Raw genomic sequence first — 19,090 nt, 5'->3', positions numbered from 1 at the left:
AAGCTCAGGCCGGGGAGGGCTCAATGGCTTCGGGGCGCGGCATCGGCTTTTGCTCCAGCACTTCTTGCACGATGCCGCGGGCGATCTCGCGTTCGCCCATGATGACGGTGTCGGCGCCGAGGCCTTTGAGATGCTCGACCTCGGCATCGGAATGGGCCCTCGCTATGACGTTGATGCCGGGATTCGCGGCGCGTGCCCTGAGCACGATCTGCCCGGCCTCGAACGCGTTGGGGATGGCAAGGATCAAGCGTTTGGCCCCCTGCGGATTGGCGGCGGCAAACACGCCCCCATTGGCCGCATTGCCGGAGACGATTTCGACGCCGTCGTCTCTGAGCCTCGCCAGCGTCTTGTCGGCGTCCTCGATGACCAGGAAGGGCAGCGATGCCTGTTTCAGCGCCGCGCCGACCAGGCTGCCGACGCGGCCGTAGCCGATCAGGATGGTGTGGCCCGAAAGCGTTGTGCGTGGCGGTGGGCCATTCTCTTTTGCCGCGGCGGCCACCGAGGCCACTTGTCCGGGCTGCGTCGCCGGGCCGACCGGCTTGGCCTCTTCCGGTGGTGCTGCCTTGGCGGCGCGCGCGTCCAGCCATGGCTTCATCCAGTCGAGGGCGAGGAACATCAGCGGATTGACCAGGATCGACAGGATGGCGCCTGCCAGGATCAGGTCGCGTCCCTGTTCGGGCAACAGCTTCAGCCCGACGCCGAGCTCGGCCAGGATGAAGGAGAATTCGCCGATCTGCGCGAGGCTGGCCGAGATCATCAAGGCGGTTCCCAGCGGATAGCGGAAGGCGATGACGATAACGAAGGCGGCCAGCGACTTGCCGATGACGATGATGGCCAGCGTCGCCAGGATCGGCCAGCCATTGCTCATCAGGCTGAACGGATCGAACAGCATGCCGACCGAGACGAAGAACAGCACCGAGAAGGCGTCGCGCAGCGGCAGTGATTCCTCCGCCGCGCGGTGGCTGAGCTCGGATTCGCTCATGATCATGCCGGCGAAGAAGGCACCGAGCGCCAGCGAGACGCCGAACAGTTTGGCGGCGCCGAATGCGACGCCGAGCGCGATCGCCAGCACCGCCAGCCGGAACAGTTCGCGCGAGCCGGTATGGGCGACGTAATGCAGGATCCACGGAATGACCCGGCGGCCGACCACCAGCATGACGATGACGAAGGCGGCGACCTTGGCGAGCGTGAGGCCGACGACGCCCCAGATGCCGTAGCTGGCCGGCAGCGACAAAAGGCTCGCATGGTCATCGACCTGCGGCTGGCCGCCGAGCACGCCGGCCAACGCCGGCAAAAGCACCAGCGCCAGCACCATGGCGAGGTCCTCGACGATCAGCCAGCCGACGGCGATGCGGCCGCGCTCGGTCTCGATCAGCCGTCGCTCCTGCAACGCGCGCAACAGCACCACTGTGGACGCGACGGAAAGCGCCAGGCCGAAGACCAGGCCGGCGCCCATCGACCAGCCGAGCATCCAGGCAAGGCCGGCGCCCAGCGCGGTGGCAAAGCCGATCTGGACGATGGCGCCGGGTACGGCGATGGCGCGGACGGAGAGAAGGTCCTTCAGCGAGAAATGCAGGCCGACGCCGAACATGAGCAGGATGACGCCGATTTCGGCCAACTCATTGGCAAGGCCGGCATCGGCGACGAAACCCGGCGTGTTCGGTCCGACCAGCACGCCGGCGACGAGATAGCCGACCAGCGGCGGGATGCGAAAACGGTTGGCGAGCGCCCCGAAGATGAATGCCAGCCCCAGACCGGCGACGATGGTGGCGATAAGGGGCGTGTCATGCGGCATTGTCTATGGAGCGCCTTTCGGGAAATGTCGGGTGTGCGCCGCCCGCAGCCGCCGCCTTTGCAATATGGTGGAGGGGGTGCGGGCGACGCAACCCGCGAGACGTAAATTGGTGGCCAGAGGCGCCGAAAAACGAAAGGCGCGCGCAGCGAAAACGCTGCGCGCGCGAATGATCTATGAGATAGCGTCAGGCTGCCTGCTGCAGCATGGCCTCGATGTCGATCAGCGGGCGGTTGGTCAGTGTCTTTGGGATCTCCGCCTGCACCTTGTCGGTGACTTCCTTGTGCAATTTCTTGCGCATGGTGCCGAGCACCAGCGGCGGCGCGACCAGCACGATGTCGTCGAAGATGCCGTGATGGGCGAGCTTGTAGAGCCGGTCCGCGATCTCTTCGGCAAAGCGTTCCTTGCCCTGCCGGTGCCAGTCGGTTTCCTCAACCGCGCTGCGATGCACGGAGGGGCCGTCATTGTAGCGGCCGGGACTGTCGCTGCCTTGTTCGCGCGTTGCCGGATTGTCCTGTTTCATCTCCTGGAAGAGCTGCAGGTTCGGATAGAGATTGTCGCCCTCGTTCTTCAGGAACAGCGCTTTCTCGCCATCGGCCACCATGACCAGAAGGCCATGTTTCAGGTTGATCTTGCTCATTTGCGGGCTCCTGTTTGAAGGTTCAAATCCAGCCGACGATTGTCTGTTACGGCAGGGGCAGAACGCGTGGCGAAGCGGGAACGTTCCACTTCGTTCGCCGAGATCGCACGCAGCCATACCAAGCCCGATCTATCGTCTATCGGAGCAATGTCCGAGGTGACGGCTTTTAATCTACTAGATTGGTAGAATTTAGAAAAAATAATTTTGCAGCTTGGCCGGCTCCCGGATAAAAGAGCCGCAGAACGAAGTCTGCGGCAGCAGCTTGAATCCGCCTGATATGCGGATGTGGAATATTTTTCTCTTGGCCCTTTGGCTTGCGGAAAACCGATTGCCTCCCGTCAGGGGATGCGCGAGTGGGTTCCTTCAGCTTTTTCGCGTCCGCGCCTAAAACTGCCGAATTGTTCTGGAATCTGTTCGTCATGCCGCACACCAATCCCAAGCTCACCGCGTTCCCGGTCTTCATGCGGGTCGAAGGCGAAGCCGTGGCCATCGTCGGCGGCGGAGGCGAAGCGTTGGCCAAGGCGCGGCTACTTGATCAGTCGAGTGCTGTGCTTCGCATCATTGCCGATGTTGCCGACGCCGAATTGCTGAGCTTCATCGCCACGACCGGCGCCATCCGTATCGACGCCCCCTACGACGCCGCGCATCTCGAAGGCGCGGTCCTGGTGTTTGCCGCCAGCGGCGACGAGACGCTCGACCGCCGCGTCGCCCACGATGCGCGCCGCCTTGGCATTCCGGTCAATGCCGTCGACCGGCCGGAGCTATGCGATTTCTTCACCCCGGCGCTGGTCAACCGCGCCCCGGTCGCCATCGCCATCGGCACGGAAGGCGCGGGTCCGGTGCTGGCGCAGATGCTGCGCAGCCGCATCGACCGCATGCTGTCGCCGTCGCTCGGGCCGCTGGCAGCGCTTGCCGCCTCGTTCCGGGGTGCCGCCGAAAAGCTGCTGCCGAAAGGCAACGCCCGCCGCCAGTTCTGGAGCAGTTTTTTCCAGGGTGCACCGGCGCGCGCCGTCGAAGCCGGCGAGCTTTCGCAGGCGCATGACGCCGCCGCCGATCTGTTGCTGTCGAAGGCTCCGGCTTCGGGCCATATCGCGTTGGTTGGCGCCGGGCCAGGTGCTGAGGATCTTCTGACGCTGCGCGCGCATCGGCTTTTGATGGAAGCCGACGTCATCGTCTATGACGCGCTGGTGCCGGAGGCGATCGTCGCCATGGGCCGCCGCGACGCCGAGCGGCTGCCGGTCGGAAAACGCAAGGGATGCCACACCAAGAGCCAGGCCGAGATCAATGCGCTGCTGGTCGATCTCGGCAGGCAGGGCAAGCGCGTCGTGCGGCTGAAGTCGGGCGACCCGCTGGTGTTCGGCCGCGCCGGCGAGGAGATGGCCGCACTGCGCGATGCCGGCATCGCCTATGATGTCGTTCCCGGGGTCACCGCCGCCTTTGCCGCCGCCGCCGATTTCGAGCTGCCGCTGACGCTGCGCGGCGTCTCCTCGTCGATGGTGTTCACCACCGGCCATGATCTGAAGGGCAATTCGCTGCCGGATTGGGCCAAGCTCGCCATTTCCGGCGCCACCGTAGCCGTCTATATGGGCCGCTCGGTCGCCGCCGAAGTCGCCGGACGGCTGATCGAGGCCGGCCTGTCGCCGGACACGGCGGTTGCCGTGGTCGAGAATGCCAGCTTGCAGAACCGCCGCCGTTTCCACGGCACACTGGCCGATTTGCCGTCGCTGGAAGAGCGCGCCGATCTGGCCGGTCCGGTGATGACCATCATCGGCGACGCGGTTGCCGGCGCCAACTTTGAACGTTCCGAGCCGCTCGCGGCACATAACTATGAGGGCGCCGCCAACGCGGCCGACGCAGAGGTCGAGCCATGAAGATACTGACCGCAAACCGCCTCTCCGACGGCATCGCCGTCTGGTATGCCGATGGCGGCTGGGCCGAGACGGTCGACCATGCCGACCTTGCCCATGACCAAGCGGCAGAGGACAGGCTGGAAGCAATCGGCGCCAAGGCCAACGCCAACAATCAGGTTGTCGACGTGAATCTGATCGACGCTGAAGTCGTCAATGGCGTCGTCGTGCCGGTGCGGCTGCGCGAAAAGATCCGCGCCGCCGGCCCGACCATCCGGGAAGATCTGGGCAAGCAGGCTGCGCGGGCAGCTTAACAAAATACGGGCGGACGCGCCCTGAAAGACGAAACATGTACCGCTACGATGAGTTCGACCACGATTTTGTCCAGGCCCGCGTCGCCGAGTTCAGCGACCAGGTCGAACGCCGCCTGTCCGGCGAGATCACCGAGGATCAGTTCCGGCCGCTGCGGCTGATGAACGGCGTCTACCTGCAGCTGCACGCCTACATGCTGCGCATCGCGGTGCCCTATGGCACGCTGAACAGCGCGCAACTGCGCATGCTCGGCCACATCGCGCGCAAATACGACAAGGGCTACGGCCACTTCACCACGCGCCAGAACATCCAGTTCAACTGGCCGGCGCTGTCCGACATTCCGGCGATCCTGGCCGATCTCGCCAGCGTCGAGATGCATGCCATCCAGACCAGCGGCAATTGCATCCGCAACGTCACCGCCGACCATTTCGCCGGCGCCGCCGCCGACGAGGTCGCCGATCCGCGCCCCTATGCCGAGATCCTGCGGCAATGGTCGTCTGTGCATCCGGAATTCTCGTTCCTGCCGCGCAAGTTCAAGATCGCGGTGACCGGGGCCGAGCGCGACCGCGCCGCCATCCAGACGCATGATATCGGTCTGCATCTGAAGAAGAACGCCGCCGGCGAGCTCGGCTTTGCCGTCTATGTCGGTGGCGGCCAGGGCCGCACGCCGATGGTGGCGCGCAAGATCCGCGACTTCCTGCCGGAAGCCGACCTGCTTTCCTACTGCACGGCGATCCTGCGCGTGTACAACCTCTATGGCCGCCGCGACAACAAGTACAAGGCGCGCATCAAGATCCTCGTCCACGAGACAGGCGTCGAGGAAATCACCCGCCAGGTCGAGGCCGAATGGCAGGAGCTGAAGGACGCCGAGCTGAAGCTGCCGGAAGCCGACATCCGTGCCATCGACGCCTATTTCGCGCCGCCGGCACTGACCGCCCGGCCGGAAGGCGACGCGGCGATCAAGCTGGCGCGGCTCGATTCCAAAAGCTTCTCGGATTGGCTCGACCAGAATGTCGTGACGCATCGCCATCCTGACTATGCCGCGGTGACGATCTCGCTGAAAGGCATCGGCGAGGTGCCGGGCGATGCCACCGACAGCCAGATGGAAGCGGTCGCCGACATCGCCGAGAAATACGCGTTCGACGAACTGCGCGTCAGCCATGAGCAGAACCTGATCCTGCCGCATGTGGCGCGCGCCGATCTCAAGGCTGTCTATGATGCGCTGGTCGATATTGGTCTGGCGACGGCCAATTCCAACCTGATTAGCGATATTATCGCGTGCCCTGGCCTCGACTATTGCGCGCTGGCGACGGCGCGCTCGATCCCGATCGCGCAGGAGATTTCGCTTCGCTTCGCCTCGCTGGAGCGGCAGCGCGAGATCGGCGAATTGAAGCTGAAGATTTCCGGCTGCATCAATGCCTGCGGCCACCACCATGTCGGCCATATCGGTATCCTCGGCGTCGAGAAGAAGGGCTCCGAGCTCTACCAGGTGACGCTTGGCGGATCGGCCGACGAGAACACCTCGGTTGGCGAAATCATCGGCCGCGGCTTCTCTTCGGAAGAGATCACCGACGCCATCGAGCAGATCGTCGACACCTATCTCGGCCTTCGGCTCGGTCCCAGTGAACGTTTTATCGACGCCTACCGCCGTGTCGGTCCCGCGCCGTTCAAGGAGGCGCTCTATGCTGGCGAAACCAAGGCCGCTTGACCGCATCCTCGACGTCGACGACAGCATCGCCGCCAAAGCGGCGGGCTTCGACGCGCTGTATGGACATCTGAGCCCGCTCGACATCATCGAACGCGCGGCGAGCGAATTGTTTCATGACGAGATCGCCGCCGTGTCGTCCTTCGGCGCGGATTCCGCCGTCCTGCTGCATATGATCGCCAAGGTCGACCGCACGCTGCCGGTCATCTTCCTGGACACCGGCAAGCATTTCGAAGAGACGCTGGGCTACCGCGATGCGCTGGTCGCCGATTTCGGGCTGACCAACATCAGGGTGATCAAGCCCGAAGACGCAGCGCTCGAACGGGTCGATCCGACCGGCAATCTGCACCAGAGCAACACCGATGCCTGCTGCGACGTGCGCAAGGTCGAGCCGCTGGCGCGCGGCGTCGCCCCCTTCCGGGCCTGGCTGACCGGCCGCAAGCGCTTCCAGGCGGCGACGCGAGCCGCGCTGCCGGTGTTCGAGGCGGTCGGCCCGCGCGTACGCATCAATCCGCTGGCGCACTGGACGACATCCGATCAGGCCGACTACATGCGCGCGCATGCGCTGCGCGAAAATCCGCTGGTTGCGTACGGCTATCTGTCGATCGGCTGCTTCCCATGCACGCAGCCGGTGCAGCCGGGCGAAGATGCGCGCAGCGGACGCTGGGCCGGTCATGCCAAGACCGAGTGCGGCATCCATCTGTCGGGACTGGAAGTGTCGCTGACCGACGCATCCCTTTAAGCTATGGTGATATTCAGGTGAGGTTGGCCTGCAACGGCGGCTTCCGCCCGGAGGCCGCCGGTTTCGTGTGGACCGGCTTTCGCGGACTTCGATTTTGGGGCTTTTAGGAATTTTCGATGACTGAACCGACGACAGCGGAGACCCGCCTCTGGACCCGGACGGGTTTTCGCGAGGACGAGTGGACACATGCCGAAAGTGCGGATGCACTGGCGGGCAATGGCCGCTTCATCCTGCCGTTGCAGGCATTTCTCGGCCTCGATGCCGAAGTGCGGCGCTCGGCCAAGGAGCGGCTTGGCGTCGCGCTGCAGCCCGGCGACCAGCTGGAAAAGATTGTGGATCTGCTCGACCAGCTGTCGCTGGTGGCGCTGGCCTTCCCGGCCTTCAGCGACGGCCGCTCGTTTTCCAAGGGCGAATTGCTGCGCAGCCGCTACCATTTCGAGGGCGCGGTCCGCGCCACTGGCCAGGTGCTCGTCGACCAGCTGCCGCATATGCTGCGCCTCGGCTTCGACGAGTTCGAAATCTCCAACCCGGTTCTGCTGAAGCGCCTCGAAGAAGGCCGCACAGGCGGGCTGGGCCTTTACTATCAGCCGACCGAAGCGTCGGAGCCGAAGGGGCCGAAATACTCCTGGCGGCGCGTTCGCAACATCTGACGCAGCGGTAATTTCGCCTGTCTTTACAAAGACTGTGATCGGGCCTTCTCCTGGCTGTCCGGACGGAAAATATCCGCCGGGCGCGAGGGAGGAATCGGCGCTCATCGGCGGCAACACCAATGCACCGTCCATCATGATCGCCGAAAAGGCGCCTGACATGATCAGGGCTGCAAGGTCTGGATGCGCGAGGAGCGCAAGGCTGCCTGAGCCGGTTTTTGGAAGATGCCGCCGCGCCTTCGGTGCGGCGGTTTTTTTCTTTCTCTTACGGCATTCCCAAGCGAAAGCCCGGAAAACCGCCTCACACTTTGCTGGAATTGCTTTTAGGCCAAGGCCCGCGCTTCGCGAAACGAGATCAGCTTGCGGCGGTTCTCGTCCCACAACGCCAGCTTGACGCAGCGCAGGCTGTCGAGAAGCGTGACGCGGCCGATGCCGCGCAGTTCGGGATAGTCGCGCAGCACTTCCTGCAGCCGGTAGCCCGGCACCTTGGCCGAGAGATGGTGCACGTGATGGACGCCGATATTGCCGGTGAACCAGTTCAGCACCGGCGGCAAATCATAATAGGACGAGCCGTGCAGGGCGGCACGCTGGAATTCCCACTCTTCGTCCTTCGCCCATTCCGTCTCCTCGAACTGGTGCTGGACGTAGAACAGCCAGATTCCGGCCGATCCGGCCAGGATCACGATCGGCAAATGGACGATCAGGAAAGCGCCGGGGCCGACCAGCCAGATAAGCAGCGCTGCCGCGACCGCGATGCCGAGATTGGTGGTCATCGACGACACCCAGGGCGTCAGGCCGCCGCGCATCATGCCGACCGGCAGCCTCTGCTCGAAGATGAACAGCCAGATCGGGCCAAGGCCGAACATCACCAGGGGATGGCGGTAGAGACGATAGGCAAGGCGTCCCCGCCAAGACAGCTGCCGGTATTCAGCAACCGTCAACGTCCTGATATCGCCCATGCCGCGCTCGTCAAGATTGCCGGCGCTGGCGTGATGGGTGGCGTGCGCGCGCCGCCAGCAATCGTAAGGGGTCAGCGTCAGCACGCCGAGCGCGCGGCCGATCCAGTCGTCGGCAGTGCGGTTGGCGAAGAAGGAGCCGTGGCCGCAATCGTGCTGGATCATGAAGATCCGCACCAGAAAACCGGCGGCGGGAAGGATCAGGATCAAGCCCCACCAGTGGCCATAGGAATAGGCTGCCGAAGACAGCGCCCACAGCGTAACGAAAGGAATAAGGGTGATGGCGAGTTCAAGAGTGCTGCGTCGCCGGTCGGGCTTCTTGTAGCGCGCCAGGATCTTCAACCAGGCGCGCTTGCTGTTGGCGGCCGTCTCGGGGGAAATCATGTTCATCAGGAAGCATAGGCGGGGCGTCCCGCTGCCGCAAGGAAAAGCTCACGCAAAATTACTGCGCGTAATTGTCGCGCGATAGCATCGCTATTGACGGCGTTGGCCGCCGGCCATGCTGGCTTCTATGCCGTCCAGCCGGTCGAGCAGGTCCCGGAAACGGGCGGGAATGTCGGCCTCGGTGCGGAAGGCCGGCAAGGTGCGCAAGAAGCGCGTCGTCGCCTCGGTGCCGAACTGGCGCCTGATGTCGGCGGCGAGCTCTTCGCTTCTGTTGCCAGTATTGCGGTCCATTGTCTCAAATCCTGTGTCGGTTTCAAAACTCCTCCAAGCTTTGAATGGTTCCCCATAGCGGGGTATTGGCAAGCAAAGGCTGCCGTTACGGTAAAGTTTGAATTAATTTTGAACGTCCTTGCGCCCCGCACCAAGTCCGACGGGCAGCCCGCAACATTGCCTGCTGTGGGCGTCCTCCTGGGCTTGCCCCTTGATTTTTGGCCGCCAAACCTCGATATCGGGCGCAAATCCAAACCATTCGAATGACGGGAAATGGCGATGAGCGACCAGACAAAAGACGAACGCGCGCCCGAGGATATCGAAACGGCCGGGGCCGAGCGCACGCAAGGCGGCATCGACGGCGACTATGAAGCGCTGGTGCGGTTGCTGAAGGAAAACGAGGAGCTGAAGGACCGCGCGCTGCGCGTCGCAGCCGAGATGGAGAATCTGCGCCGCCGCACCGCCCGCGACGTGCATGATGCGCGCGCCTATGCGGTGGCCAATTTCGCCCGCGACATGCTGTCGGTGTCGGACAATCTGCGCCGCGCGCTCGATGCTATCCCCGCCGAGGCGAAAGCGGCCGGAGATGCCGGCTTCAAGGCGCTGATCGACGGCGTCGAGATCACCGAGCGCGCCATGCTGTCGACGCTGGAACGGCATGGGGTGAAGAAGCTCGAACCGGAAGGTGAGAAGTTCGACCCGAATTTCCACCAGGCGATGTTCGAAGTGCCCAATCCCGATGTGCCGGCCAACACCGTCGTCCAGGTCGTGCAGCCGGGCTATTCGATCGGCGAGCGCGTGCTGCGGCCGGCCATGGTCGGGGTCGCCAAGGGCGGCCCCAAGATCGCGGCCACCGAAGCGCCGGTCGAGCCGGGGCCGGTGAACGAGCAGGCCGAGAAGGATGCGTGAGTAGGGTAGGCAGTAGGGAATAGGGAATAGGGAATAGGCAGGCGTATCAATCGCGCGGCTTCGTGTTATTCATACTTTCCCTAATTCCCAATCCCTACTACCTCATGTCCCTGACACCCATCGACCTCCTCGACTATGCCGGCGTCGCCGTCTTTGCCGCGACCGGGGCGTTGGCGGCTTCGCGCAAGCAGCTCGACATTATCGGCTTCCTGTTTCTGGCCAGCGTCACCGGCATTGGCGGCGGCACGCTTCGCGACGTCATCCTCAACCTGCCCGTCTTTTGGGTCGCCAACTCCGGCTATGTGCTGGTTTGCGCGGCGGTTGCGGTGCTGGTCTTCTTCATCGCCCACCGCGTCGAATCCCGCTGGAAATGGCTGCTCTGGCTCGACGCCATCGGATTGGCGGCCTTTTCCGTAATGGGCGCGGCCAAGGGGCTGGCCATCACCGGCTCGCCGGTCGTCTCCGTTGTTATGGGCGTGTTGACCGCCACATTTGGCGGCATCCTGCGCGATCTGCTGGCCGGCGAGCCATCGGTGCTGCTCAGGCCCGAAATCTACGTCACCGCCGCACTCGCGGGCGCCGGCCTCTACACACTTGGCGATCTTGCCGGCCTGCCGCCGCTCGCCTCGGATATTGCCGGCTTCGTCGCGGCTTTCCTGGTGCGCGGCGGCGCGCTGAAATTCGGCTGGACCTTTCCGTCCTACAAGAGCCGCCCGGGACGGCGACCGGAGGATATTCCGTAGGGAGAGGGAATAGGGAATAGGGAATAGGGAATAGGGAATAGGGAATAGTCGGTAGTCAGCAATTCGCGGCAGCCTTCACTACTGCCTACTGCCTACTGCCTACTGCCTCACGCCGCAAAGCGCTGCGCTTCCCCGCCATAATAGTTGACGTAGCGGGCGCCGATTTCCTTGACCGGCATCACCACGAACACATCGACGGTGGAGAACTCACGGTCGATGACGCAGCCGTCGCCGATGCGGGCGCCGACGCGCAGATAGCCCTTGACCAGCGGCGGCATGGCCGCGATCGCCGCCTTGGCGTTGACTGCCTCGATCGGCATCAGATCCATCGAGCAATAGCGGCCGGAGACCGCCCGCACATCCCAGGCGGAGTTGGTCCGGCAGTGATGGGCAAGGTAGGTGAGCGCCTCGGCATGCGCAGCCGGCACCGTGCCAGGGAACGAGGCACAACCGGTCATCACGCCGATCTCATAGTGGTTGATGTAGGCCCAGATGCCTTGCCACAGCGCCTCGATGGTGCGCTTCGAGCGGTATTCCGGCAGCACGCAGGAGCGGCCGAGCTCAAGGAAGCGCTGGCCGGGATGGCGGGCGATCAGCTTGGTCAGTTCGAACTCGCCTTCGGAATAGAAGCCGCCGGCGGTCGCCGCAATCTCTTGCCGCAGCAGGCGGTAAGTGCCGACGATGCGGCGATGCTCGGGGCCGGAGATCGAAGTGTCCAGCACGAGGAGATGGTCGCACAGCGGGTCGAAGCGGTCGGCGTCGCGCCGGTCCTGCGCCTGGAACAGGTCCTTCCTGGCGCCAAGCTCGTCATAAAACACCCGGTAGCGCACTTCCTGCGCGGCGGCGATCTCGGCCTCATTGCGGGCAAGCCGCACTTCGAGATTGCCGATACGGCCCAGCGGTGCGCCTGTTGCGACGGCATCGGCGTTCCGCGCGGCGAGCAAAGCGCCGCCTGCGCTGGGCCGAGTGTCACATTCCGGCATAACTGTATGCACGAGTGATTCTCCTTCGAGCCATCCCTCTTGGCACGGGGATACGGTGTAGGTGCAACAGGATTGTGACAGTACCGTGATACGGCGCGACGGGCAATACTTCGTCGGCTGGCGAAAACCCTCATTCGGCTACCTACGTGACGCGAGGATTTCTCCAGCGTCGCCTTGAAGCGCGTCGCGCTGGGACGATTCACGCGACGCGCTTCAAGTCTTTGTTTTGCGTGTCGTCTTCTCAAAACCGGGGCCACTTTTGAGCGACATGAATTCAGGCGGCCACCTGGCCCTCGACGGCATGGACCAGCGCGTCGGGATCGAGCGGCTTGGTGACAAAGCCGCTGGCGCCATGGGCGAGCACGGCGTGGCGGGTCTTTTCCTGGCTGTCGGCCGAAAGCACCATGATTGGCACCGGCGGCACAGCCATTTCCTCTTCGTGGCGGCGGATGGCGGCGATCGCGTCCAGCCCGTCCATCACCGGCATGTGCAAATCCATCAGCACCACATCGAAGCGATTTTTCAGCCCGGCTTCGGTCACCGCCTCGACCGCGGCCTTGCCATTGCCGACCACTTTCACGCGATGTCCCGCCTTCAAAAGCGTGGCGCGGGCAAGCATGGCGTTGATGTCGTTGTCTTCGGCGATCAGCACCGACAAACCTTGCTGGCGCCCGCCATGGGCACGAAGCGAGGACGCGCCGGTCTTTTCCGGCTTGGGCGGCGGCAAGGCAGGGGCATGACTGGTCAGCAGCACGCGCAGCAGGGTTTCGCCGCGCACCGGCCTCGCCAGGAAGGTGGCGTAGCCGCTGGTGCGGAATTCGCCAAGCATGCCGCGGTCGGTCGGCGCGATCAGCGTGATCGCCTCGCAATCGGCAAAGCCACTCTGGCGCAGGCGCTTGAGCAGTCTGCCGTCGCCGTCCTCCAGGGCCGCGTCGATCAACAGCACATCGCAATGTTCGGCGAAGGGCGTCGCCTGGGAAGCGGTTGCGGCGACGTCGACGGCGCCGCCATGGGCGCGGATGGTGCGGGCGATGGCGTCGGCCTCGACGGCGTTCTTCGACACGATCACGGCGCGCCGGCCGGCCAGGATGTTCTGCCGGTTCTGCGGTGCTTCGGTTGCTCCTGCGGCCGGGATCTCGAAGACGAATTCCGATCCCTCGCCAAGCCGGCTCGACACCGAAATGGCACCGCCCATGGCGGCGACCAGGCGCCTCGATATGGCCAGACCGAGGCCGGCGCCGCCATGGGTGCGGGTCGAGGTGCCGTCGGACTGTTCGAACTCCTCGAAGATGCGCTCCATATCCTCTTCGCGCAGGCCAGGGCCGGTGTCGGCGACGGTGAAGCAGATGCGGTCGCTGGTCTCGGTGCGGGCCCGTGCAACCGAAACCAGCACGCCGCCGGTGTCAGTGAACTTGATCGCATTGCCGATCAGGTTGAGCAGCACCTGCCTGACTCTTCCCGGATCGGCCATGATCATCTGTGGCACGTCGGGCTCGACATGACAGCCGAGGCCGATGTTCTTGGCGAAGGCTTTCGCCGCCATCAGTTCGACGATGTTGTCGGCGATTTCGCGCAGCGATGTCGGCTGCGGCTCCGGGTCGAAACGGCCGGCCTCTATCTTGGAATAGTCGAGCAAATCCTCGATGAGCGCCAAAAGGGCGCTGGCGGAGGTCGAGACAGCGCCGACATAGGTGCGCTGCTCGGGCGACAGATTGGTGTCAGCCAGAAGCTTGGCCATGCCCATGATGCCGTTCATCGGCGTGCGGATCTCATGGCTGACGGTGGCGAGGAAGCGCGACTTGGCCTGGCTGGCATATTCGGCGCGCTCGCGCGCGGTGATCAGCGAGGATTCGGCGCGTTTGCGCGCGGTGATGTCGCGGGCAATCGCCCGGTGCGAGACGGCGCCGCTATCCTTGTCGCGTACCGACAGTTCGATCCATGAGAACCAGCGCGGACCGTTCGGGGTGCGTATGGAGACGTCGGTGGAACTCAGGCATTCATGATCGGAAAAGGCGGCGTCGGGGACGATGCCGACATCAATGCCGTGCTCGGCGAGGGTCCTGCCGGCAAGGTCGCGTTGGTCGGTTCCGACGAGGCTGGCGAAAACCTTGTTGGCGTAGACGATGTGGCCATCGCGGTCGCGGTGGACGACGAGATCGCCGAGCGCATCGATCAGCCCGCGAAAACGCTCCTCGCTCTCCTGCATCTCCCACATGCGGTCGGCCAGCGTCTCGATTTCGGCGCGGCTACGGGCCGCGGTTTCGTCGAGCAAGGCCGCCGCGCGGCGGACGGTGCGCCGGCTGCGCAGGTGCATGGCGACGCCGGCAAGGCCTGTCGCCAGCAGGCCGAGGGTGATGAAGATCGGCGCACCGGTGAGGTGGGAGAGGCCCGCCAGCACGACACTGGCGACCACCGTCAGGAACGGCAGGCCCTCGGACGTGGGGCGCGGCAAATCCGGCGCCAGAGGCGGCGGCGCAACACGCTGCCGCTTCGCCGTCGCCGGACTCGGCCCGTCGACGCTTTCGGCACGGCTCTTCTCTTTCCTGGCGGACTCCGCGATCATGCGGAAATCCTTGCCAGATAGAGATTATGGAAAAGCGCGGCGGATCGTTCGAATTTTAGCGGTCATGCATTTTTGCCGCCCGTTCTGGTGGCTTCGGGGCCTCACATATCGACAACCACGCGGCCCCTGATCTTGCCGTCGACGATGTCGTGGGCGGCGGTGATGATGCCGTCGAAGCCGATGGTCGTCGACAGGCCGGCGAGCTTCTTGAGATCAAGATCGCTGCCGATTCGGCGCCAGGCTTCCAGCCGCACAGCCTTTGGGGCCATCACCGAATCGATGCCGAGCAGCGAGACGCCGCGCAGGATGAACGGGGCGACGCTCGACGGCAGATCCATGCCACCGGCCAGGCCGCAGGCGGCGACCGCGCCGCCATAGGCGGTCATCGACAGCACATTGGCCAGCGTGTGGCTGCCGACGGCATCGATGCCGCCGGCCCAGCGCTCCTTGGCCAGCGGCTTGGCCGGCTGGGAGAGTTCCTCGCGCGAAATCACTTCGGCGGCACCGAGGTCGATCAGATAGGAGCTTTCGGCGTTGCGGCCGGTCGAGGCGATGACGTGATAGCCAAGGCTGGACAGGATCGAGACCGCGACCGACCCAACGCCGCCGGCTGCACCCGTCACCACCACCGGGCCGCGATCCGGCAGGATGCCGTGCCGCTCCAGCGCCATGACGCTGAGCATGGCCGTATAGCCGGCGGTGCCGACCGCCATCGCATCGTGCGCGCTGATGCCGTCGGGCAACGGCACCAGCCAGCCGCCGTTGACGCGGGCGCGCCCGGCATAGGCGCCGAAATGCGTCTCGCCGACGCCCCAGCCATTGAGGATGACCTTGTCGCCCTTGCGCCAGTCGGCATGCGATGAGGAGAGGACGGTTCCGGCGAAATCGATGCCCGGCACCAGCGGCCAGCGGCGGATCACTGGCGCTTTCCCAGTGATGGCCAGCCCGTCCTTGTAGTTGACCGTCGTCGCCTCGACCGCGACGGTTACGTCGCCTTCCATCAGATCGGCTTCGCCGAAATCGACGATCTCGACCGACTGCTTCTTTTCGGCGTCGCGCGAAACGAGGATGGCTTTGAAGGTTTCAGGCATCTCTTCTCCTCGGCTTCGCAAAGGCTGGCGGTCGGCATTGGCTGGCTCTGGCCGAACTGTGCGGCGACCGTCCGGCGAGGTCAATTGGTCAAAAGAGTCGGGCCGTCAGGCTTCTGGGCCTTGCGGCTTGGCCTCGCGCCGCCAGCCGATGAATTCGTCGAAGACGACCAGCGCCGCGCCGACCGAAATGAAGGCATCGGCGAGGTTGAAGACGGCGAAGGACCATACCGGCGTGTGGAACAATATATAGTCGATGACGTGGCCGTAGACGGCGCGGTCGATCAGATTGCCGATCGCGCCACCGATGATCAGGGCAAAGCCGATGCGGGCCAGCACATGGCCGGATGGCGTACGCGTTGCCAGATAAAGCACGAAGGCGACGACGACGACCGCGATGACGACCAGGCCGGTGTGGCCGAAGGACGAGAACATCGAGAAGGCGATGCCGGTATTGTAGGTGCGAAACAGCGCCAGGAATGGCACCAGGTCGAGCTTTTCCTGGAAGACGAGGCCGGTCTCGATCAGATGCTTTATCCACTGGTCGAGCGCGATTGCCACCATCACCAGCAGCGCATAGGGAGACCATGATTTCACGATGTGGCGTCCTCGGGGGCAAGTTTCAGCGCGCCGCGCCGGATCTCGAACAGCATGATTCCGGTGGCGACCGCCAAATTGAGTGAATCGGCGCGGCCGGCCTGCGGAATCCGCAGCAGCCGGTCGCAGCTTTCCGCCAGATTGTCGGGCAGGCCCTGCTGCTCATTGCCCATCATCAAGAGCACCGGTCCTCGGGAGAAATCGACCGAGCGGTAGTCGACCGCACCCTTCAGATGGGTGCCGACCACCAGGCCCGAGAAGCTGTTTCGCCAAGCCAGAAATGCTTCCGGCGTCGCCTTGGTCACCGGCACGGCGAAGATCGAGCCCATGGTGGCGCGCACGGTCTCGACCGAAAAAGGATCGGTAGTCTCGCCGACCAGGATGACGCCCTTGGCGCCGACGGCATCGACGGTGCGGATGACGGTGCCGAGATTGCCGGGATCGCGCACCCGGTCGAGCGCCACCCACACGTCGCCGTCGTGAGCGCGGATGTCTCTTAGCGGCAGCAGTTTTTGCCGGAAGACGCCGACCACCATTTGCGGATTGTCACGGCGGGTGATGGCGACCAGCACTTTTTCGGACACTTCGAGCACGGTGCCGCCGGCGGCAACCGTGCGCGCCGCCACCTTTTCGACCGCCGCATTGCCGCGTCCGGCCTTGGCGAAAACCAGCGTCCTGATCGACCAGCCGAGGTCGAGGGCGTCGATGACCAGCTTCAGCCCTTCGGCCATGAAGGCGTTCTGCTGGTCGCGGAATTTCTTCTGGGCGAGCGCCTTGATGTCCTTGATCAGCGGATTGGCAAGGCTGGTGACTTCCTTGACCTGCCCGGGCGCACCTGCGTGCCGCTCATTCATTCGGGACTCCCGGGCATTCAGGTCTCCCGGGCATTCAGGCCACCCAGCGCGAAAACAGCGATGTCGACAGCGCCCGGCCGGCGGATTGCTCGCGGATGATCAGTTCGCCTGATTCAACGGTGCCGCCCATGCCGGCAAAGGTGTCGCGCATCAAGGCATGGATGGCGAAGAAGGAGGCGCGGATGGAATAGGCGGTCAGCACCACGGTGAGCGGTTTCGGCGTCAGGATCGCGCGGCAAAGATCGGTCAGGCCGGGCAGGTCCTCGAACAACTGCCAGACCTCGCCCTTGGGGCCGCGGCCATAGGCGGGCGGGTCGAACAGGATGATGTCGTAGCGGCTGCCGCGGCGCTCTTCGCGCTCGGCGAATTTCACAGCATCGTCGACGATCCAGCGGATCGGCTTGCTGCCGAGACCGGCCATTTCCTGGTTTTCGCGCGCCCAGCCGACCGCCTTCTTGGAGGCATCGACATGGGTGACCTCGGCACCGGCGCGGGCGGCTACGAGAGACGCGAGCCCGGTATAGCCGAACAGGTTCAGCACCTTGACCGGGCGGTTGGCCGCCGCGATCAGGCTGGCCATATGGTCCCAGTGCGAAGCCTGCTCGGGGAAGACGCCGACATGGCGAAACGAGGTGAAGCGGCCGAGATAGTCGATGCCGTCATGCTTCATCGGCCAGGTCTCGCCCAGCGGTACCTTCGGGAACCGCCAGCGGCCGATGCCTTCCTCGTCGGTGTCGCCGGTGAAGATGGCGTCGGCTCGGTCCCAGTCCCTGGCGGGCAAGGCCTTTTGCCAGATCGCCTGTCCCTCGGGCCGCACGATGCGGTAGGGGCCGTATTGTTCGAGCTTCTCGCCGGCACCGCTGTCGAGCAGTGCATAATCCTGATTGGGCGCCACTTCGAGGATCACCGGCAGGCGCTCAGTGGGCAGGATGCCTTCGCGACGCGCCAGGATACGGGGGGCGGGCTTCGGATCAGACCGGTCGTCCGGTTTTGTTTCGTGGCGTTGCTGTCTGACTTCGGGTCGGATTGGTACGGTCTCCGGCTGCGGCCGCGCATGTTCGGTCCTGCCTTTTGCGGGCGGACGGTTGTCGCGGCGTTTGTCGCGAAAAGACTTCAAGCAGGAGCGTCTCCGGAGGCGGCAGGCCGCTTTTGGCATAGGGTCACCGGCTGCGCAAACAAAATGGTCCAGCGTGCGAATGTCTGAGGTGGTGGACCTCGCTGAGGAAACAGGCAAATCTCGAATCATGTCCCGTTCCGAACGCCTGCTCGACCTGATCCAGATCCTGCGCCGGCATCGCCGGCCGGTGAGCGGTCACACGCTTGCCGGCGAGATGGACGTTTCGATCCGAACGCTCTACCGCGACATTGCCACGCTGCAGGGGCAAGGCGCGCCGATCGAGGGCGAGGCTGGGCTGGGCTATGTGCTGAAACCCGGCTTCATGCTGCCGCCACTGATGTTCACCGACGAGGAGATCGAGGCCATCGTTCTGGGATCGCGTTGGGTTGCCAGACAACCGGACAAGCGGCTGTCGGCCGCCGCCACCGACGCGCTGGCCAAGATCGCCGCTGTGCTGCCGGATGATCTGCGCGAGGACCTCGATGCGACCGCGCTTTTGGTCGGGCCGCACGGCGATGCTGTCGAAAGCATCGACCTTGGCCTGGTGCGCCAGGCGATCCGCAACGAGAGAAAACTCGGCTTTCTTTACCGCGATGCCGGCGGCGCCGCCTCCGAGCGCTTGATCTGGCCATTCGCGCTCGGCTTTTTCGACAAGGTGCGGGTGGTGGTGGCCTGGTGCGAGACGCGGCAGGATTTCAGACATTTTCGCGCCGACCGGATGTCGGGGCTCAACACCACGGATATCCGCTATCCACGTCGTCGGCAGGCGCTGCTGAAGGAATGGCGCGCGACGCTGGACGCACCGAAGCGCCAGCCCGGCGCTTAATGCTCCTTTCTACGCCCTCGCGGTAGTGTGCTGAGAGTTCTGCAAATTCGCTGAGAGGGGGCGGTCATGGCAGGCTGGTGATTGTTCACGTCACCTGATTCCCGCGAAGGAACGC

19 protein-coding genes are annotated in these 19,090 nt (G+C 64.5%); 8 read left to right on the top strand and 11 right to left on the bottom strand.

Annotated elements, in window-relative coordinates; all coding sequences use genetic code 11:
- Window positions 1–4: 4 nt before the first annotated feature.
- The 3 genes from NKI15_RS28390 to NKI15_RS28380 all read right to left on the bottom strand — a co-directional run bounded on the left by NKI15_RS28390 (window position 5) and on the right by NKI15_RS28380 (window position 2,853).
- A complete protein-coding gene (locus NKI15_RS28390; protein ID WP_023733592.1) occupies window positions 5–1,795 on the bottom strand; it encodes a cation:proton antiporter domain-containing protein in 1,791 nt (596 codons plus the stop codon).
- A gap of 184 nt (window positions 1,796–1,979) precedes the next feature.
- The gene (locus NKI15_RS28385) at window positions 1,980–2,432 is read right to left on the bottom strand and encodes a baeRF12 domain-containing protein (RefSeq protein WP_023700117.1); all 453 of its coding nucleotides are present in this window, start codon (window positions 2,430–2,432) and stop codon (window positions 1,980–1,982) included.
- A gap of 166 nt (window positions 2,433–2,598) precedes the next feature.
- The gene (locus tag NKI15_RS28380; protein ID WP_155921517.1) at window positions 2,599–2,853 is read right to left on the bottom strand and encodes a hypothetical protein; all 255 of its coding nucleotides are present in this window, start codon (window positions 2,851–2,853) and stop codon (window positions 2,599–2,601) included.
- On the opposite strand from NKI15_RS28380, the gene cysG reads away from it, so the two are divergent.
- The 5 genes from cysG to NKI15_RS28355 all read left to right on the top strand — a co-directional run bounded on the left by cysG (window position 2,852) and on the right by NKI15_RS28355 (window position 7,688).
- A complete protein-coding gene (cysG, locus tag NKI15_RS28375) occupies window positions 2,852–4,303 on the top strand; it encodes a siroheme synthase CysG (RefSeq protein ID WP_023704213.1) in 1,452 nt (483 codons plus the stop codon). The genes NKI15_RS28380 and cysG overlap by 2 nt on opposite strands.
- Window positions 4,300–4,593, top strand: a complete 294-nt coding sequence (locus NKI15_RS28370; protein WP_023737532.1) for a DUF2849 domain-containing protein — start codon at window positions 4,300–4,302, stop codon at window positions 4,591–4,593. The genes cysG and NKI15_RS28370 overlap by 4 nt, the downstream gene beginning before the upstream one ends.
- A gap of 35 nt (window positions 4,594–4,628) precedes the next feature.
- On the top strand, window positions 4,629–6,299 hold the full coding sequence (locus NKI15_RS28365) for a nitrite/sulfite reductase (protein WP_023683051.1): 1,671 nt from the start codon (window positions 4,629–4,631) through the stop codon (window positions 6,297–6,299).
- Window positions 6,274–7,038, top strand: coding sequence for a phosphoadenylyl-sulfate reductase (locus tag NKI15_RS28360; RefSeq protein ID WP_023691979.1), 765 nt, complete (start codon window positions 6,274–6,276; stop codon window positions 7,036–7,038). The genes NKI15_RS28365 and NKI15_RS28360 overlap by 26 nt, the downstream gene beginning before the upstream one ends.
- 116 nt (window positions 7,039–7,154) lie before the next feature.
- Window positions 7,155–7,688: a DUF934 domain-containing protein gene (locus NKI15_RS28355; protein ID WP_023691978.1), complete on the top strand. Its 534-nt coding sequence runs from the start codon at window positions 7,155–7,157 to the stop codon at window positions 7,686–7,688.
- A gap of 320 nt (window positions 7,689–8,008) precedes the next feature.
- Here NKI15_RS28355 and NKI15_RS28350 read toward each other — a convergent pair whose 3' ends face one another.
- Both NKI15_RS28350 and NKI15_RS28345 read right to left on the bottom strand, forming a co-directional pair.
- A complete protein-coding gene (locus tag NKI15_RS28350) occupies window positions 8,009–9,031 on the bottom strand; it encodes a fatty acid desaturase (protein ID WP_023691976.1) in 1,023 nt (340 codons plus the stop codon).
- An 84-nt stretch (window positions 9,032–9,115) separates the two neighbouring features.
- Window positions 9,116–9,316: a hypothetical protein gene (locus tag NKI15_RS28345; RefSeq protein ID WP_023669766.1), complete on the bottom strand. Its 201-nt coding sequence runs from the start codon at window positions 9,314–9,316 to the stop codon at window positions 9,116–9,118.
- A 258-nt stretch (window positions 9,317–9,574) separates the two neighbouring features.
- Here NKI15_RS28345 and grpE point away from each other — a divergent pair, with 258 nt between their 5' ends.
- Both grpE and NKI15_RS28335 read left to right on the top strand, forming a co-directional pair.
- The gene (grpE, locus tag NKI15_RS28340; protein ID WP_023737533.1) at window positions 9,575–10,204 is read left to right on the top strand and encodes a nucleotide exchange factor GrpE; all 630 of its coding nucleotides are present in this window, start codon (window positions 9,575–9,577) and stop codon (window positions 10,202–10,204) included.
- Between the two features lie 110 nt (window positions 10,205–10,314).
- Window positions 10,315–10,947, top strand: coding sequence for a trimeric intracellular cation channel family protein (locus tag NKI15_RS28335; RefSeq protein WP_023683056.1), 633 nt, complete (start codon window positions 10,315–10,317; stop codon window positions 10,945–10,947).
- Window positions 10,948–11,054: 107 nt separating this feature from the next.
- Here NKI15_RS28335 and olsB read toward each other — a convergent pair whose 3' ends face one another.
- From olsB to NKI15_RS28305, 6 genes are all read right to left on the bottom strand, one after another.
- Window positions 11,055–11,930: a l-ornithine N(alpha)-acyltransferase gene (gene olsB / locus NKI15_RS28330; protein WP_023683057.1), complete on the bottom strand. Its 876-nt coding sequence runs from the start codon at window positions 11,928–11,930 to the stop codon at window positions 11,055–11,057.
- A 274-nt stretch (window positions 11,931–12,204) separates the two neighbouring features.
- On the bottom strand, window positions 12,205–14,493 hold the full coding sequence (locus NKI15_RS28325; protein WP_352514971.1) for a response regulator: 2,289 nt from the start codon (window positions 14,491–14,493) through the stop codon (window positions 12,205–12,207).
- A 101-nt stretch (window positions 14,494–14,594) separates the two neighbouring features.
- Complete coding sequence (gene acuI, locus NKI15_RS28320; protein WP_352514972.1) at window positions 14,595–15,584, bottom strand: acrylyl-CoA reductase (NADPH); 990 nt, start codon at window positions 15,582–15,584, stop codon at window positions 14,595–14,597.
- Window positions 15,585–15,689: 105 nt separating this feature from the next.
- Window positions 15,690–16,178: a signal peptidase II gene (gene lspA / locus NKI15_RS28315; protein ID WP_352514973.1), complete on the bottom strand. Its 489-nt coding sequence runs from the start codon at window positions 16,176–16,178 to the stop codon at window positions 15,690–15,692.
- A complete protein-coding gene (locus NKI15_RS28310) occupies window positions 16,175–17,032 on the bottom strand; it encodes a TrmH family RNA methyltransferase (protein ID WP_023683061.1) in 858 nt (285 codons plus the stop codon). Before NKI15_RS28310 ends, lspA begins: the two co-directional genes overlap by 4 nt.
- 34 nt (window positions 17,033–17,066) lie before the next feature.
- Entirely contained in the window at window positions 17,067–18,149 is a 1,083-nt protein-coding gene (locus tag NKI15_RS28305; protein WP_352514974.1) for an RsmD family RNA methyltransferase, read from the bottom strand.
- Window positions 18,150–18,276: 127 nt separating this feature from the next.
- On the opposite strand from NKI15_RS28305, the gene NKI15_RS28300 reads away from it, so the two are divergent.
- On the top strand, window positions 18,277–18,975 hold the full coding sequence (locus NKI15_RS28300) for a helix-turn-helix transcriptional regulator (RefSeq protein WP_352514975.1): 699 nt from the start codon (window positions 18,277–18,279) through the stop codon (window positions 18,973–18,975).
- The last annotated feature ends 115 nt before the right edge of the window (window positions 18,976–19,090 follow it).

It is taken from the genome of Mesorhizobium sp. M0862 (assembly GCF_040319795.1).
Taxonomy (GTDB): domain Bacteria; phylum Pseudomonadota; class Alphaproteobacteria; order Rhizobiales; family Rhizobiaceae; genus Mesorhizobium.
This window is presented reverse-complemented; position numbering and strand designations above follow the sequence as displayed.

What these genes read in the sequence shown, in the direction of transcription:
- grpE (WP_023737533.1), top strand. Translation starts at nt 9,575, where the DNA reads ATGAGCGACCAGACAAAAGACGAACGCGCGCCCGAGGATATCGAAACG.
- NKI15_RS28380 (WP_155921517.1), bottom strand. Translation starts at nt 2,853, where the DNA reads ATGACGAACAGATTCCAGAACAATTCGGCAGTTTTAGGCGCGGACGCG.
- NKI15_RS28370 (WP_023737532.1), top strand. Translation starts at nt 4,300, where the DNA reads ATGAAGATACTGACCGCAAACCGCCTCTCCGACGGCATCGCCGTCTGG.
- NKI15_RS28360 (WP_023691979.1), top strand. Translation starts at nt 6,274, where the DNA reads ATGCTGGCGAAACCAAGGCCGCTTGACCGCATCCTCGACGTCGACGAC.
- NKI15_RS28350 (WP_023691976.1), bottom strand. Translation starts at nt 9,031, where the DNA reads ATGAACATGATTTCCCCCGAGACGGCCGCCAACAGCAAGCGCGCCTGG.
- NKI15_RS28345 (WP_023669766.1), bottom strand. Translation starts at nt 9,316, where the DNA reads ATGGACCGCAATACTGGCAACAGAAGCGAAGAGCTCGCCGCCGACATC.
- NKI15_RS28390 (WP_023733592.1), bottom strand. Translation starts at nt 1,795, where the DNA reads ATGCCGCATGACACGCCCCTTATCGCCACCATCGTCGCCGGTCTGGGG.
- NKI15_RS28310 (WP_023683061.1), bottom strand. Translation starts at nt 17,032, where the DNA reads ATGAATGAGCGGCACGCAGGTGCGCCCGGGCAGGTCAAGGAAGTCACC.
- olsB (WP_023683057.1), bottom strand. Translation starts at nt 11,930, where the DNA reads ATGCCGGAATGTGACACTCGGCCCAGCGCAGGCGGCGCTTTGCTCGCC.
- NKI15_RS28355 (WP_023691978.1), top strand. Translation starts at nt 7,155, where the DNA reads ATGACTGAACCGACGACAGCGGAGACCCGCCTCTGGACCCGGACGGGT.
- NKI15_RS28325 (WP_352514971.1), bottom strand. Translation starts at nt 14,493, where the DNA reads ATGATCGCGGAGTCCGCCAGGAAAGAGAAGAGCCGTGCCGAAAGCGTC.
- NKI15_RS28385 (WP_023700117.1), bottom strand. Translation starts at nt 2,432, where the DNA reads ATGAGCAAGATCAACCTGAAACATGGCCTTCTGGTCATGGTGGCCGAT.
- NKI15_RS28365 (WP_023683051.1), top strand. Translation starts at nt 4,629, where the DNA reads ATGTACCGCTACGATGAGTTCGACCACGATTTTGTCCAGGCCCGCGTC.
- acuI (WP_352514972.1), bottom strand. Translation starts at nt 15,584, where the DNA reads ATGCCTGAAACCTTCAAAGCCATCCTCGTTTCGCGCGACGCCGAAAAG.
- cysG (WP_023704213.1), top strand. Translation starts at nt 2,852, where the DNA reads ATGCCGCACACCAATCCCAAGCTCACCGCGTTCCCGGTCTTCATGCGG.
- NKI15_RS28300 (WP_352514975.1), top strand. Translation starts at nt 18,277, where the DNA reads ATGTCCCGTTCCGAACGCCTGCTCGACCTGATCCAGATCCTGCGCCGG.